This is a genomic window from Rhodococcus sp. SMB37 (genome assembly GCF_004345605.1).
Classification (GTDB): domain Bacteria; phylum Actinomycetota; class Actinomycetes; order Mycobacteriales; family Mycobacteriaceae; genus Rhodococcus.
Map to the genome: position 1 here is coordinate 40,287 of NZ_SLVY01000019.1, position 17,145 is coordinate 57,431.

At 67.1% G+C, this 17,145-nt stretch carries 4 protein-coding genes; all 4 read left to right on the forward strand.

The genetic code is table 11. The features are described from left to right. The first annotated feature begins 46 nt into the window (after positions 1–46). The 4 genes from EV641_RS24695 to EV641_RS24710 all read left to right on the forward strand — a co-directional run bounded on the left by EV641_RS24695 (position 47) and on the right by EV641_RS24710 (position 17,145). Entirely contained in the window at positions 47–1,702 is a 1,656-nt protein-coding gene (locus EV641_RS24695) for an AMP-binding protein (protein ID WP_132475367.1), read from the forward strand. Next, on the forward strand, positions 1,699–14,976 hold the full coding sequence (locus tag EV641_RS24700; protein ID WP_132475370.1) for a non-ribosomal peptide synthetase: 13,278 nt from the start codon (positions 1,699–1,701) through the stop codon (positions 14,974–14,976). The genes EV641_RS24695 and EV641_RS24700 overlap by 4 nt, the downstream gene beginning before the upstream one ends. 92 nt (positions 14,977–15,068) lie before the next feature. Beyond that, positions 15,069–15,296, forward strand: coding sequence for a phosphopantetheine-binding protein (locus tag EV641_RS24705; protein ID WP_241997449.1), 228 nt, complete (start codon positions 15,069–15,071; stop codon positions 15,294–15,296). A 22-nt stretch (positions 15,297–15,318) separates the two neighbouring features. After that, positions 15,319–17,145 (forward strand): siderophore-interacting protein, encoded by a 1,827-nt coding sequence (locus EV641_RS24710; RefSeq protein ID WP_132475373.1) that lies wholly within the window; start codon positions 15,319–15,321, stop codon positions 17,143–17,145.

Below are 17,145 nucleotides of genomic sequence, written 5' to 3' on the forward strand. Positions count from 1 at the left end.
GGGCAGAGCCGAACCTCCCGCTGAAGACCGAAGCGAGAGGGATGCAATGGCAATACCGAGAATTTCCGTTCACACGAAGCCCGTGCACGACGGGACGAGCCCACCTCTCTCTCCGCTTCGGCTCGACGGAGTGGTGGACTATCCAGCAGAATTCGCCGCACAGTACCGCGAGAAGGGGTACTGGATCGGGCAGACACATTCGGCGCTCCTCGACAGTGCTGTGTCGGCCCATCCGGATCGGCCGGCGGTAGTGGATCCGCGGCGCACAGTGACCTACGCCGAACTCTCGGAACGAGTGCAGGTCATCGCGGGCGCATTCGCCGCCGAGGGACTCGGCCGCGGCGACCGCGTGATCGTCCATATGCCGAACACCGTCGAGTACGTCGAGGTCGTGTTCGCGCTGTTCGAGATCGGTGCCTTGCCGGTGTTCGCCCTGGCTGCGCACCGCTCCGCAGAGATCCACCAGTTCTGCACCGCGGCAACGGCCCGCGGGTATGTCACCGTCGACAAGTTCGGTCTCACCTCGTACGGGGACCTCGCGACCGAGATCGATACCGATTTCCCCGAGGTCTCGACCTTCGTGATTCCGGTCGGAGACGAATCCTGGGCAGCGGGCCGGCCCTTGCCTCGGGTCGACCGCTCGCTGCCCTCGGACGTGGCGTTCCTCCAGCTCTCGGGCGGTACCACCGGCACCCCGAAACTGATCCCGCGCACTCACGACGACTACCTGTACTCGGTGCGGGAGAGCGCGCGCATCTGCCACATCGACAGCTCCTCGGTGATGCTCGCGGTCTTGCCGATCTCGCACAACTTCACGATGAGCTCGCCGGGTCTGCTGGGAATGATCGCCGTCGGTGGTTGTGTGGTGATGGCCCCGGATCCCAGCCCGGACACCTGCCTGCGACTGATCGAAGAACACGCGGTGACCCACGCGGCGCTCGTACCGCCGGTACTGATCGCGTGGCTGAACTCGTCGGCTCTCGCCGATCGCGACATCTCCTCCCTCGAATCGGTCTGGGTGGGCGGCGCGAAACTCCCGGAGGAAGCGGCGCGCCGCGTCGCCCCGGAACTCGGATGCACTCTGACCCAGGTGTTCGGCATGGCCGAAGGGCTGGTCAACTACACGCGCATCGGTGACGACGACGCGACCATCACCACCACACAGGGACGTCCCATCTCGCCCGACGACGAGGTGCGGGTCGTCGACGACGCCGGCGTGCCGGTGGCCGACGGGTTGGCGGGTCACCTGCAGACGCGCGGTCCGTACACGATCCGGGGCTACTACCGGGCGCCGGAACACAACCGGAAGGCGTTCACGGCCGACGGGTTCTACGCGACCGGCGACATCGTGGTCCGGGACCCACGCGGGTACCTCACGGTCGTGGGCCGAAGCAAGGACCAGATCAATCGCGGAGGCGAGAAGATCGCGCCGGCGATGGTGGAGAACCACCTGCTGGCACACCACGAGATCCATGACGTATCCGTCGTGGGTATTCCGGACGACGCTCTGGGAGAACGTATCTGTGCGTACGTGATCCGGCGCGATCCCGAGTCCGGGACGCCCACGGCGTCGCAGCTGCGCGCGTTCCTCCGCACCGAACGGCAGGTGGCTGCGTACACGATCCCGGATCGATTCGAATTCGTCACCGAATTTCCGACCACCTCGGTCGGCAAGATCGACAAGAAGAGCCAGGGGTCATGACACTCACTGAAGGGCACGCCGCCACGACCGTTTCCCCCACGCTGCTGCCGCTGACCGGAGCGCAGCTGGGAATCTGGAACGCGCAACGACTCGAACCGGATTCCCCGTACTACCTCGTGGGTGAGGTACTCGAGATCGACGGCTCCGCGGCGGGGGTGGAAATCGATCTGGCGGTGCTCATCGCGGAGATCTCGGCGACCGTCACCGAGGCCGAGACGATGAGATTGCGATTCGTCGAGACCGAAGACGGACCCCGCCAGTGGATCGCCCCCGGCGAGGCGCTGTCGATCCCCGTCCTCGACCTCGGCGACGAGGAGAATCCACACGCCGCAGCAGACGAGGCAGTCACCCGGATCCGCACCGAAGCCGCCCGCGCAGCCCGCGACATGGAGGACCGGGAACTCTTCACCTACACCCTGCTCCGGTTGTCGTCGACGCAGGTGTGGTGTGTTCAGCTGTACCACCACCTGATCGTCGACGGTTACTCCGCGGCGATGATCTCCCGTCGGTTGGCGACGCGCTACACCGCTGCGATGACCGGAAAGCGTCTCCGCCCGAATACCTTCGGCTCGATCGCCGATGTCGTCACCGAGGATGTGGAGTACCGGAACTCCGAGCAGGCGGCGCTGGACCGTGCCTATTGGACGGCGCGCCTCGATCCGCTGCCCGAGTTGCACGGCCGCCGCGGCGGCGCCGACCTCGGATCGGCTGCGCAGACGCATTCCGCGCGCGCGATCCTGGATGCCGACGTCAGGAAGCGGCTCGAGCAGATCGCCGGCGAGTGCGGATGCACGTGGGCCGACCTGCTTATCGGCGCCTACGCGGGATTCGTTGCACGACTGCACGGAACCACCGACGTCGTGCTGGCGTTGCCCATCATGGTGCGCACCACGCGCACCGCGCTCACGACTCCGTCGATGGCCGTCAACGTGCTACCACTGCGCGTCTCGGTGTCGCTCTCCGATGACATCTCGGCGCTGGGATCGACGGTCGCGACGGCGCTGGGTGAGCTGCGCGAGCACCAGCGTTATCGCGGTGAGGACCTCGTACGTGACCTGGCCGCACCCGGAGCGGGTGCCGTGCTGCACGGTGTCGGGATCAACCTCAAGGCATTCGATTTCGACCTCGACTTCGCCGGGGCCGTCGGAACCTTGCGCAACGTCGCGGGTGGCCCGCCGGAAGAACTGGGACTGACGGCCACACCCATCGACGGTGGGCGAATGATGCTCGGGTTCGAGGTCGACGCCCGCACTGTGTCGGCGGCCGAGGTCGACGCTAGGGTCGAGGGGCTGGCCACGCTCGTGCGTGCGCTGTCTTCACCCGATCACCCGCCGCTCGGCCGGGTGGATCTGAGCGGACGAGGACCCGCCGACGGGTGGAGTCCGGCCGCGCTGCCGGGTGCGGGGTCGCGATCGGTCGCCGACATGTTCGCGGACATGGTGGCTCTCCACGCCGGCGACGTCGTGCTGACCGACTCCGAAACATCCCTGACTGCGCTGCAACTCGCGGAGCGGAGCTACCGGCTCGCTCGGCTGATCCGATCTCGCGGGGTCGGGTCGGACGACATCGTGGCGATCGCGCTTCCGCGGACCTCCGACATCGTGGCATGCATCTTCGCGGTCTGGGAGGCCGGTGCCGCCTACGTGGTGCTCGACCCGGCGTACCCGACGGAGCGTCTCGACGGCCTGGTCGATCTTGCACGCCCGTCGTTGCTGCTCTGCAACGATGAGCCCCCGGTCACCAATGCGGAATGCGACATCGTGCGACTCGGATCGGCGCCGATCGAGTCCGAGCTCGCCGCACTCGCCGGCGACCGGTTGAGTGCCGACGAACTGGCGACCACTCCCAACCCCCACGACATGGCCTACGTCCTGTTCACCTCGGGCTCGACGGGCACCCCCAAGGGCGTGGTCGTCCGCTCGGGCGGCCTCGCGCATCTTGTTCATCGACAGCGCGGCACCGTGTACGCCGACGCGCGTGCACGCGCCGGTGGACGGCAATTGCACGTCGCCCACACCACCTCGTTCGCATTCGACGCTTCTCTCGATCCGCTGTTGTGGATCATCGACGGACATCGAATCCATCTCTACGGCAGCGATATCCAGCGCGACGCCGATATGCAGATCCAGAAGTTCACGGACGACGCGATCGACGTCGTCGACACGACCCCGTCCATGGCAGCGTTTCTCGTCGAGGCGGGACTGATCTCGACGTCCTCCGAGAACACGCGACACTCCGTCGGCACGATCGTCGTCGGTGGTGAAGCACTGCCCTCTGCGCTGGCCGAACAGCTCGGGCGGAGTCCGGTCCGGGTCTACAACATGTACGGGCCCACCGAGGCCACCGTGGACGCGATCGCGGCCGAGGTCACCGGCTCCGATGTGCACATCGGTACGCCGCTGGAAGGTACCGCGGCGTACCTCCTCGACGCGGCACTGCAGCCCGTCCTCGAGGGGGAGACCGGTGAGCTGTATCTGGCCGGACCTCAACTCGCCCGTGGCTACCTCGGGCGTCCCGGTGCTACGGCCGACCGTTTCGTCGCAGATCCGTTCGGCGCAGTTCGTTCCGGTGCGGGGGGCGGTCGGATGTACCGCACCGGAGATCTCGCACGCTGGAATCCGGAGACCGGTTTCGAATACCGTGGTCGTGCCGACGACCAGGTGAAGATCCGAGGCCACCGCGTCGAACTGCGCGAGGTGGAAAACGCGTTGTCGCAGTGCCGTTCCGTATCCGCTGCGGTCGCGGTGGTCGTCGGATCCGGACTGTCGGCGAAGCTCATCGGCTACGTGACGTCCGACGATGACGTACTGGCGGGCGACGACATCCGGCGTGAGCTGCTGTCCCGGGTGCCGGATCACCTGGTTCCCTCCGCCGTCATCGTTCTCGACGAGATGCCGGTGACGGTCAACGGCAAGATCGATCGCAAGCGACTGCCGGATCCGCTCGGCTCCGGTGCTGCGAGCGGCGGAGAGAACCGCAAACCCGGCACGTCTGCGGAATACGCCCTGTGCGCCGTCATCGGCGAGGTGCTGGGTGTCGCAGAGGTATCGCTGGACGCAGACCTCTTCACACTCGGCGGCGACAGTATCGGTGCGATCAGCATCAGCAGCCGTCTGCGCACCCACGGCCTCGTGCTCACTCCCAAGGAACTGCTGTCCGGTCGCGATCTGGCGACCCTCGCGCAGATCGGTCGCGAGTTGGTCGACGATGCCACGGAGATCACGGACGACACCGGAATCGGGTCGGCGCCGACCACACCGATCATGCGCAACATTCTGCGCGTCGACACCGTCGACGACGTGGCCTCGTACGCGCAGTGGACCGCAGTGGAGCTCGACGGCGACATCGACCGTGACGCGCTGGTCGCGGGCGCACAGACCCTGCTGGATCGGCACCCGGCGCTGCGGATGATCGTCCGTGACGGTGACACCGCGGACATCCCGGCCCCGACCGACGTGGCCGTGCAGATCGCGGAACGCGGACCGGTCTCCGCGGACGACTTCACTCGTGAGGTGGCATCGTGGGTACGTGAGGCTGCAGCCGGACTGTCACCAACTATCGGAGACCTGCTGCGTTTGATCATCGTTCGCATGTCCGACGGCAGCGATCGCGTGCTGACGGTGGTGCATCACTTCGCTGTCGACGCCGTGTCCTGGAACGTCCTGATGGCCGACCTGGTAGCGGCGTGCGGTGGTCGGGCACTCCCGCCCACCACCGGTGAGTCGTGGCGTCATCGTGCGGCCGAGTTGGCTTCCCTCGGTGCGGTGCACCGATACGTCGACGAACTGGATGCGTGGCGTGCGGTCCTCGGGTCGGGATCGCGGGTGCTCGTCGAATCCGATCTGCGTCGCGGAATCGACACCCACTCGACGACGACAGTGACGCGAACGGACACCTCGCCCGCAGTCACCGCCGCCGTCCTCGACAACCTGTGCTCCAAGTATCGCGCACGCCCCGACGAGGTACTGCTCGCGGCACTGACCGTCGCGATGCGTGCGTACCGCGGAACGTCGACCGGTGACTTCCCGGTTCTGATGGAGGGGCACGGCCGCGACGCAGACGCGGGCGTCGAGCGTGGATCGACCGTCGGCTGGTTCACCACGGAATATCCGGTCTCGGTGCCCGCCGAGATCATCGACTCGGACGAGCGTCTGGCCGAAGCGACGGGTGGCGGGCACGTGCTCGCCGAGATCCTCCACGAGATCAAAGCGCGTCGGCGGGCGTTCCGCGACAACGGAATCGGATACGGGGTGCTGCGATTCCTGGACGAGGCCGGTGAACCGCTCACGACACTTCCGGCCCCTCAGATCGTGCTCAACTACCTCGGTAAACCCGCGGCTCTGTCGGGCGACGGGTGGCGCACGGTCGGAGACGACGGATTCGGAGTGGTGGAGCCGGACGGACGAACGCTCACGGAAGTGTTGGCGATCAACGCGTTCGTGCACGACGGCCCCGACGGTCCGGCGCTGTCGATCGAATGGACAGCCGCAGGCGAACTGCTCGACGCGGTATCCGTCACCGCACTCCAGGACCACTTCGGCCGAGCGCTGGAAAGCCTGGCGGCGCACGCGGCGTTGCACCCCGGTGGCCTGAGCGCGGCCGACTGCGACGACGTCGCCGTAACTCAGAGTCAGATCTCCGCTCTGGAGTCCGTGACCGGACCGTTGGCCGAGATCCTGCCGCTCTCGCCGCTGCAGGAAGGTCTGCTCGCGCATGCGGCGCGCTTCACCGATCACGACCCGTACGTCCTGACGGCGGTCGTCGATCTCGCCGGCGAACTCGACGTCGACCGGTTGCGATCCGCTTTCACGGCCGTCGTCGCCCGGCATCGGAATCTGTCGGCCGGCTTCCATTTCGAAGGTGTGGACGAGCCTGCGGCGACGATCCCGCGGGTCGTCGATATTCCGTGGCGTGTCTCCGATCTCGGTCATCTTCCCCCGGCTGCGGCAGCCGCCGCGGCGGCAGAGGCACACCGCAGTGCCGCAGGCCGGGTATTCGACGTCAGGCGTGGTCCGCTGCTAGCGGCACATGTGCTCCGGCTTCCCGGGGCGCGGACACAACTGATCCTCAATGCGCACCATCTCGTGACCGACGGATGGTCGACCCCGATCGTGTTGCGCGAACTGGTCCACCTCTACAACCAGGGCGCCACCGGCCTGCCGATTGCCCCGGACTACGCCGACTTCCTGCGGTGGCTTGCCCGCCTGGACAGGGACGCACTGCACGCAGCGTGGCGTCGGCGTCTGGAAGGCCTGACGGAGCCGACCCTGGTTGCCCGAGGGGAGGGTACCGCGGAGCACCCCGTGGCAACCGAGATCACGGTCGACGACGCGCTCGGTGCGCGGCTCGCGGAGGCAGCGCGCGAGAACGGGCTGACCGTCAATACCTTCGTGCAGGGGGCGTGGAGTGCCGTGCTGTCTGCGCTCGTCGGGCGCGGCGATGTGGTCTTCGGTACTACGGTGTCCGGTCGACCCGCAGATCTCGCGCGGGTCGAAACGATGGTGGGTCTGTTCAGCAACACCGTGCCGGTCCGCATGCGCATGGACGATCGCCCGCTGCGGGAAGTGTTGCAGGACAGTCAGCGTGAACAGTACGACCTCGGCGACGCCGAGCACCTGCCGCTGTCCGAGATCGAGACCTGCAGCACTGTGCGAGGGAGAACCGGTCTGTTCGACACCCTGGTGGTGTTCGAGAACTATCCCGCGAGGTTCGGTGCGGACTCTGCGGACTCCGGCGATTCGACCCACATCATCGGGATCGGCAACATCAGCACGACGCAGTACCCGTTGTCGCTGCTGGCGCCCCCCGGCGACCGCTTCCGGCTGGTCGTCGACCACGACCCGGTGGTCGTGGACGGGCGAACGGCGGAGATGGTCGCGGCGGCGCTTCCGATCGTGATCGCCGAGATGATCGAGGACCTGGATCGTCCGGCGGCCGAGTTCGTGCCGGACACGATCGAGATGCTGCCGGCACGGAGCATCGCCCCGCGCGTGCCTGCGGCCACGGTGGTTTCGGGTGCGCCGCACGTCGTGGACACTGTCACGGCGCGGTTGGGTGAGGTCCTCGAGACCGCGTTGCTACCGGACGACGACTTCTTCGATCGCGGTGGGCACTCGCTGGTGGCGATGCGCGCGGTGAGCAGTCTGCGACGGCACGGCATCGTCGTCACGGTCGCCGACATCTTCGCGGCGCGCACGCCCCGGGCGCTTGCGGCCCGCGCGCAGACCGTCGACGCTCTCGAGGTGCCGGATGCACCCGCACAGGAAGCGCCCTCCGGTGAGCCGGTTCTGTCGTCCGCGCAGGAACGTCTGTGGATCGTGCAGCGGCTGGACAGCGTATCCCGAGCTCACGACGTTCCCATCGTCCTCGAGCTGTCCGATGCTCTCGACACGCAGGCCCTGAACGCGGCATGGCGAGATCTGCTGGAGCACCACGTGATTCTCCGTACCTGCTATCCCGCCGGGGACAACGGTGAACCCCGAGTTCACGTGCTGCCGGAGAGTGCGATTCCCGAACTGCGCGACCGCAGCACGGGCCTCGACCTCGACACCGCTGTGCGCCTCGAAATCCAGGACCCGGAGTCGGCATTCGACATCGAGTCCGACGTGCCTGCACGTGCAGCCCAGCTCCGGGGTCCCGGATGGGTGGCCCTCGTGATCGTGATCCACCACATCGCCGTGGACGGTGCATCGGTGCCCGTGCTTCTCGACGCTCTGGCCCTGGCATATCGCGAACGGCTGGCGGGGAGAACCCCGCAACTGCCCCCTGCTGCACCCGCTTTCGACGAATTCGCCGCGGCAGACCGGACACGGACGAGGTCTGCAGAGGCAGACCGTGCGCTGCAGTACTGGTCTGCACAGCTCACCGCCCTGCCGTCCGAACTCGAACTACCGACTGATCGGCCACGCCCGCGACAGTCGACGTATCGATCCGTCGAAGCTTCACGCCGGCTCGACGAGACGACGACCAGCGGTATGCAGCGTGCTGCAGTGCATCACGGGGTATCGGCACTGATGCTGCTCGAGGCCGCGGTCGCGTTGACGTGGCAGCGGTTCGGAGCAGGCACCGACATTCCTCTGGGCACGACGGTCTCGGATCGGGAACTCCTCGAGGACGGACGATTCCGCGACACTGTCGGGTACCTGGTGAACACGACCGTGCACCGGATCGATCTGAGCGGAAACCCGACACCCGGACAGGTCATCGACCGGGTGCGCACCGCCGGGCTCGGCGCATTGGAGCATCAGCACGTGCCGTTCGATCGTGTCGTCGACGCGATCGCACCGGAGCGTGCGGCCGGACGCCACCCGCTGTTCCAGACGATGGTCGGGCACGAGGTCCTCGGCGCACCGATCGCGCTGGGAGATGTCACCGCAACTCCCGTCGAGCCGATCGATCCACCGGCGCGCATGGACGTCGCCGTCTGGCTCCGTGAGCGCGATGCTCAGGCCGAGATCCGTCTGGGAGCGGCGGCCGACCTGTTCGATGACGACACGGTCGCCCATATGCTCGACGAGCTGATCCTCACGCTCACCCACATCATCGAGCAGCCGGACCGGCCCATCGCACAACTCGATCGCATCGTCGCCGAGAACGGACCGACGCGCGACGTGACTCCACGCACGGTGGTCGAGCGGTTCCTGCACCAGGTCAGCGAGCGACCCGAGGCCACAGCCATCGTCGCGGACGGGCAGGAGACGAGCTATCGCGACGCGGGAGTTCGTGTGGACGCGGTAGCACGCGAATTGACCTCACACGGGGTGCGGTCCGGAACCGTCGTCGGTGTCGCGGTCGGCAGGGGCGGGGACCTTCCCGTGGCACTGCTCGCGGTACTCCGGTGCGGTGCCACCTATCTGCCGCTGGACGTCGACTACCCCCGTGATCGCGTGCGGTACATGATCGACGACGCACGGCCGGTCTGTGTCCTGACATCGGACGCCACGGTCGACGACGTCGCATGGATGGACCTACCGACGGTGCGGGTGGACGCCGCAGTTGCCGACTCGCATGCGGATACAGCACTGCCGGAGGTGCCCGTCGCCGACGACGGGTTGGCCTATATCATCCACACCTCGGGGACGACCGGAAAACCCAAGGGTGTCATGGTGACCTCGTCCAATCTCGCGGCCTTCGCGGATGCCGTGAGCACGCTGGGATGGGTCCGCCCGGACGATCGCGTGGTCGCGGTGACCACGGTGTCGTTCGACATCGCGGTGCTCGAACTGCTGTGCCCGCTGGCGGTCGGCGCGTCCGTCGTGGTGGCTCCGCGCGCGTCGGTGATCGACCCGGAGAAGCTCGCTGCGCTGATCACGACCACCGGCGCCACGGTCGTGCAGGCGACCCCCTCGCTGTGGCGACTGCTCCTGACCGTGCCCTCGGTGCGCGTGACGCGTGCTCTGGTCGGCGGTGAGGCAGTACCCGCAGAACTGGCGGAGCAGCTGACCACCGTGAGCGACGAGGTCTGGAATGTGTACGGCCCCACGGAAGCCACGGTGTGGGCGACGGCGGATCGGCTCACGAAGGACGCGCCGGTCACGATCGGTGAACCCTGGATCGATGTGCAGGCCCGCATCCTCGACGACCTCCTCCGCGAGGTTCCGGAAGGGGCGTTCGGCGAGCTGTACCTGGGTGGCGCACAGATCGCGCGCGGCTACCTGAATCGACCGGCGCTGACCGCAGCCCGCTTCGTCGCCGATCCTCGGCGGCCGGGGGAGCGCCTGTACCGGACCGGCGACGCGGTACGCACACGCCGCGGCCGGATCGAATACCTGCGACGCACGGACGACCAGGTCAAGGTGCGCGGATTCCGGATCGAGCTCGGCGAAGTAGAGACCGCGTTGCGGGCGCTGCCCGGCGTCGGAGACGCGGCAGCGAAGGTCGCTGCGATCGCGGACGGAAGCGCCAGACTCTTCGGGTATGTCGTCGTCGCCGACGGTGCGACGACCGATCCCGCCCGGATGCGTCAGTCACTCGCAGAGGTGCTACCGGATCAGTTCGTTCCCCAGTCGATCACCGTTGTCGAGACACTGCCCCGCACATTGAACGGCAAGCTCGACCGTGCGGCCCTACCATCTCCGATGGCGCCGGCGTCGGTGAGCAGTGCGCTCGCGGCCACCGCTGAACAGGTACCGGCATCGGTTGCCTCCGATCTCGCTGCTGCAGCGGAAGAAGTGCTCGGAACCGAGATCGACCTGCAGTCGAACTTCTTCGCGCTCGGCGGTGACAGCATTGCCGCGGTCCGGTTCGTCTCGTCCGCGTCCGGGCGCGGTGTGCGCATCGCGGTCGCCGATGTGTTCGAGTGCGACACGCTCGCAGAATTGGCCGACCGTGCCGTACGGATGGTGACCGGAGAGGACGGGGCGCACGAGCGTTCCGAACTCGTCGAGATGGACTCCGCCGCACGAGCACTCGTGGAGACCCAGTATCCGGGATGGCAGCAGGTGCTGCCGCTGACACCGCTGCAACGGGGCATGTACTTCCAATCCGTCACCGGCGGACGAGGTGCCACGGACAGCTACCACGTACAGCACCGCTTCACGTTCCCGCAGCCCGTCGACCGTCGGGCGCTGGCAGCTGCCCTCGTCGCGATCGTTCGGCGGTACCCGAACCTCGGTGCCGCGTTCACACATTCGATGTTCCCGGAACCGGTCGCGATCCTTGCGCCGGTGTCGCTCACGGTCGAAGAACAGTCGGTCGACTCGCCCGCAGACTTCGATTCCGTTGCCGCGGACGAGTTCGCACGACCCTTCGAGCTCGACCGCGCGCCGTTGGTGCGCGCGGTCCTGGCGACCGGACCCGATTCGGCAGAGCACCTGGTGCTGACCCAGCATCACCTGCTGTCGGACGCGTGGTCCCAGGGAGTGCTCTTCACCGAGCTGTTCACTCTCTACGGCGTCGCGAAGATGCTGGTCGGGTTGCATCAGGAGGGCGGTGAGGGCGATCGGGAGGTGACGGCGGCGTTGCAGCGCGTGCTGCTTCCTGCAGCCGACTTCACCGATCACCTGCGCTATCTGGCCGACCGCGACACCGTGGTTGCGGCGAAGGCGTGGGCACTGAACCTGGCCGACCTCGGCGAGCCGACATTGGTGGCACCGAACGCGGACCCCGGCACGATGTCTCTGCCGAGCCGCGTCACGGCCGGGCTCGACGACTCGGTACGTGACGAGATCGTGGCGGTCGCAGCGGAGCACGGCGTGACCGTGTCGACCGTGATGTCGCTCGCGTGGGCGCTCACGTTGCGCCGGTTCACCGGCCGCGACGACGTGGTCTTCGGGTCCACCGTGTCGGGTCGCGACCCGCTCGTACCCGACGTCGATCGCATGGTCGGGCTGACACTGAACACCGTGCCCGTCCGGGTGCGGCTGCGCTCGGCGTCGACCCTGTCGGACATGCTGCGCCAGTTGTTCGTCGAACAGAGCGGTCTGATCGAGCACCAGCACGCCGGGCTGGGCGAGATCGCCCGGGCCGCCGGTTTCGGGGTGCTGTTCGACACGTTGCTGGTGTTCCGCAATGTCGGTGGGGACGCGGCGCGATTCGGTGTGTTCGAACGCGCAGGGATCATCGCTGCAGACGCGACGGACGCCACCCACTATGCGATCACCGTCGATGTCGACCCCCGGAGTCGAAGCGGCGCGATGGAGGTGACCATCGAGAACCGCCCCGATCTCGTCGACGACGAGACCGCCGCGTCGCTTCTCGAGATCATGACCGGCATGCTCGTCGAGATCGCAGGACTTCGGGCGCGGGGCCGGGTCACGGTGGCCGAATCCGGTCGCGGACACGGCGAACTCGAACGCACCGCACTGACGGCGCCCCGCGTGGCGATTCCGCTGCCCGGCGCCGTGGAGGGAAGTATCGACACCCTCCTGTGCGAACGTGCTGCCTCCACCCCCGATGCACCCGCATTGACCTGTGGTACCGAGACGTTGACCGCTCGGGAATTCGACGACCGCGTGACCGCGCTGGCGCGGTACCTGGCTGCGTCCGGTGTGGGCGCAGGCGATCTGGTCGCACTGATGCTGCCGCGAATCGCCGATCACGTGGTGGCGATCTTCGCGGTGATGCGCACCGGCGCCGCGTACCTGCCGCTCGACCTCGAGCATCCGGGTTCGCGACTGCGGGAGATCGTGCTCGACAGCGGCGCCCGCACTGTGATCACGGCCGATGCGCGGACCGAGCGGGTGGCAGAGGTGGCTTCCGGTCTGCCAGGGGTTTCCGTCGTCGATCTCGCAGAGCCCGCGGTGGCCGAGGTGCTGTCGGGGGCTCGTCCCGCACCGAATGTGCCGATGCACCGCATCGGTGGACCCATCCATCCGGACCAGCCCGCCTACGTCATCTACACGTCGGGATCGACGGGTAAACCCAAGGGCGTCCAGGTCGGTCATCGTGGTCTGACGACGATGTACCACAATCACCGTGACGAGATCTTCCGCGGGACAGAGCAGCTCGTCGACGGCCGGCAGTTGCGCATCGCGCACACCGTGTCGTTCTCCTTCGACATGTCGTGGGAAGAGCTGTTCTGGTTGCTGGCAGGCCATCACGTGCATGTCATCGACGAGGCGGCGAGAGCCGATCCGCGCACGCTGGTCCAGCATTATCGAACTGTCGGAATCGACGTCGTGAACGTGACACCGTCGTATGCACGGGAACTGATCGCTGCCGGTCTGCTCGACGACGAGCGGGCTCCGAAGCTGGTGATGCTCGGCGGCGAGGCCGTTCCGCAGGAATTGTGGACCCGGTTGCGTGAGCAGGACGGAATCGACGGCTACGACCTCTACGGACCGACCGAATTCACCATCAATGCGATGGGATCGGCCGTCGCGGACAGTGAAAGTCCCTGCCTCGGTCGGCCGATCCGCAATGCCTGCGCACGTGTCCTCGATTCCGGGCTGCGCCCGGTCGCCGTCGGAGCGGTCGGTGAACTCTACATGTCCGGTGACGGTGTCGCGCACGGGTATCGAGGCCGGCACGGACAGACGGCATCGGTGTTCGTCGCTGATCCGTTCGCAGCCGGAGAGCGGATGTATCGCACCGGCGACCTCGTGCGGTACCTCGCCGGCGGCCGCGTGGAGTACCTGGGACGGGTCGATCGCCAAGTCAAGATTCGCGGCATCAGAATCGAACTCGGCGAAGTCGAGTCGGCGCTCGAAGCGTTGCCCGGTGTGACGCGAGCCGCCGCAACGGTCCGATCGAACGGCCCTGTGGCGCGGCTGATCGGCTACGTCGTGGGTGAGGGGGCCGACTCGGAGAGCGACCTGCGCGCACAGCTGCGTGAGATCGTCCCCGCGCATCTCGTGCCCGCGCAGATCGTGCGAGTGGACACCATCCCGCTCACGGTCAACGGCAAGCTGGACCGCGCGGCGCTGCCGGAGCCGCCGCGTCGCAACGTCGCTGATTCGCTGCGCACGCCGACCCAGTGGACGGTGGCCGCCATCTTCTGCGAGCTGCTCGGATTGGACGAAGTGGGAGCCGACGACGGCTTCGCCGACTGCGGGGGCGACTCGCTGGCGGCCATGCGGATGGTTTCTCGGCTCGAGCGCGACACGTCCGTTCGAGTGGACGTCCGGGAGCTCCTCGAGCGTCAGTCGGTTGCGTCGGTCGCGGAACTCATCGACTCCCGGCGTGACGGCGGTGTCGACGAGGTACCGGACGATGTGATCCGATTCGGACGGGACGGAACAGGTGAGCCGTTGTTCTGCATCCATCCGGCCGGGGGCTACGCCTGGCAGTTCGCATCACTGGCGTCGATGCTCGATCGCCCGGTCGTCGGGCTGCAACTTCCCCAGGGAGATCGTCCGGGTACCTTCGACGAGCTCGTCGAACATCACGTCCGTGCGGTACGTCGTGAACAACCGCGAGGGCCGTACCGCCTGCTCGGATACTCGTTCGGCGGAACGCTCGCTCACGCGATGGCCGCGATGTTGACGGAGGCGGGCGAGACGATCGCCTTCGTCGGCCTCGTGGACAGCGAGCCGCTGGATGGGCGAAACTCCGACGTTCCGGCAGCACCGGCACGTGAGCTTCCGGCGGAGTTGGCAGACGACATCGCCGCGAACTTCACTTACACATCGTTGCTCCTGAGGACTGCGAAGGCACCCGGATACTCGGGCATCGTCACGTTGTTCGAGGCGCAGCGCGGAAAGCCGTCCGATGGCTTCGCCGACCGGTGGCGACGGATTCACGGCGGCGAGCTCGTCGTTCACGTGGTGGACGAGGACCACGACGGCATCGTGTCGGAGACCGGATGGCGGCAGATTCTGCCGGCGCTCGAGTAGGTCCACCACGTCGAGGTTCAGCAAGTTGAGGTTCGGCTCGGCGCCGGTGGGTGCGGAGAAGAAAACTGATTCGAAATCGGAAGGACGACACTGTGCTCACTCGTGAGACCGTCATCGGAGACATCGCGACGGCCCTGGATCAGCCGCCCGAGTACATCAGCGACGAGCTGAATCTGCTCGACGAGGGGCTGGATTCCATTCGGATCATGGGGCTTGTGGAGCGATGGCGGTCTGCGGGCGTTCCGGACATCGATTTCCCGACGCTCGCCGCCGATCCGACCGTGGCACACTGGGTTGCCGTCGCGCTCGGCGAGTACTGATTTTCGAAAGAAAGGTCTATCGATGGCTGGGACCGCCCGTGAAGTCGAGGTATTTCCGATCTGTATCCGAGAGGTGGACGTCCTCCGAGTCGAGGATGTCACTCCCGGCATGCGCCGGGTGACGGTCGGTGGTCCGTCGATGGACAGTCATGTTCGAGACGGTGTTCAGTTGCCTGCGGTGCGGACCAGCGGTTTCGACGACGACGTCAAGCTGTTGCCGGTCGACCCCCGGACCGGAGAACTGCCGTTCGAGGTGCCGCGAAATTCCGACAGCGGCGCTGTCGAATGGCCGTCGGGATCGTTCCAGTACGCCCGGACCTACACGGTTCGTTCCTTCGACGAGGACACGCGCGAGATGGCGATCGATTTCGCCATGCACGAGGGTGGATTGGCCTCCGACTGGGCGAATCGCGTGCAACCGGGGGAGACGGTCCTCATGGCAGGGCCGAAGCACTCGGCCGGTCTCCCCGCCGGCGTCGACTGGATGCTGATCGCCGGTGACGAGACGGCGCTGCCCGCGATCGCGCACTGCCTCGAGCAACTCCCCTCGGATCTGCCCGCGACGGTGGTGATCGAGGTTGCCGAGCCGTCGCATCGACAGGAGCTGAAATGCGAGTCGCCCCTGGACGTGACGTGGCTGTTCCGCTCCGAGAACGACGGTGAGTCGCGGTTGGTCGAGACGGTGAAGGCAGCGCAGTGGAGGCCGGGGCAGCCGTACCTGTGGGTCGCGGGCGAGACTCTGACGATCAAGCCGCTGCGGCGCTGGGCGAAGCTGGACAAGGAGATCGCCAAGCAATTCGTGGAGATCGCTGGGTACTGGCGTCACCGCGAGGTCGCGCAGACAGGACCGGCGTCACCGGTCGCTGCTGACGTCGAGATCGACCCGGACGAGCAGCTGCACGAGATGTCGGAGTTGCTGCCCCCGTTGGCGATCAGGACGGCGGTCACCGTCGGGTTGTTCGAGGCGATCGACGGCGGTGCCGACACGGCGGAGACGGTCGCCGCCGAGTGCAGGACCCACCCCGGTGCAACCGCGAAACTGCTGCGCCACCTCGTGCTGATGGACCTGGTCTCGGTGGACGAGGGGCGCTTCGCGCTCACCGAGATGGGGTCGATCCTGGCCGATCAGGACGCGTTCGCCAGTCAGGCTCTGCACTTCGACAAGATTCACACCCGCCTCGACATGGCGTTCCTCGGACTGCTCGAATCGGTTCGGACAGGAGCGCCCGCGGCAGGACACAGCTTCGCGGACAAGCAGAAGGATCCCGGGTTCGTGGACGGCTTCCACGAGGAGGTCGCCTTCGGATCCGTCTACCGCGCGCCGGCACTGCCCGATGCCGTCGATCTCGACGGCGTACGTACCGTCGCGATCTACGGAGAGGGCGCCGGGGTGTACGCCGACAACCTCGCCCGGGTGCTGCCGGACCTCGAGATCTCCCTGGTGGGGCTCCCGGCGCAGAACACCAGGAATCTGGGTGATGTTGCGGAGTCGCGCCGGGACCGGATCAGGCGTATCGACGGGAGCGAGTTCACCGCCCTCGCAGCACCCGTCGACCTGGCCGTTGCGGTCGAGATGGTCGACTGCCATCCGGATGCTGACGCGCGAATGCTGATCGGGGCGCTCGGTGCATCCGCGCGTCGGGTCGTGCTGGTGACCGATCTGCTCGACCCGGAGACCACCGACGACCACGACACCGAGGCCGACCTCCTGAAATTGTGTCTCCACGGATCGGGTCAGCGCACCGAGGCCGAGCTGTCCGCTCTGATATCGAAATCAGGCTGTGGAACACCGCGCTTCGGAGCGATCGGCTGGGGATCGACGGTCGTGGAGTTCACCGGTACTCACTGA

Bases quoted from the DNA above. Each gene is read 5' to 3' on its own strand.
- EV641_RS24695 (WP_132475367.1), top strand. From the start codon at position 47: ATGGCAATACCGAGAATTTCCGTTCACACGAAGCCCGTGCACGACGGG.
- EV641_RS24710 (WP_132475373.1), top strand. From the start codon at position 15,319: ATGGCTGGGACCGCCCGTGAAGTCGAGGTATTTCCGATCTGTATCCGA.
- EV641_RS24700 (WP_132475370.1), top strand. From the start codon at position 1,699: ATGACACTCACTGAAGGGCACGCCGCCACGACCGTTTCCCCCACGCTG.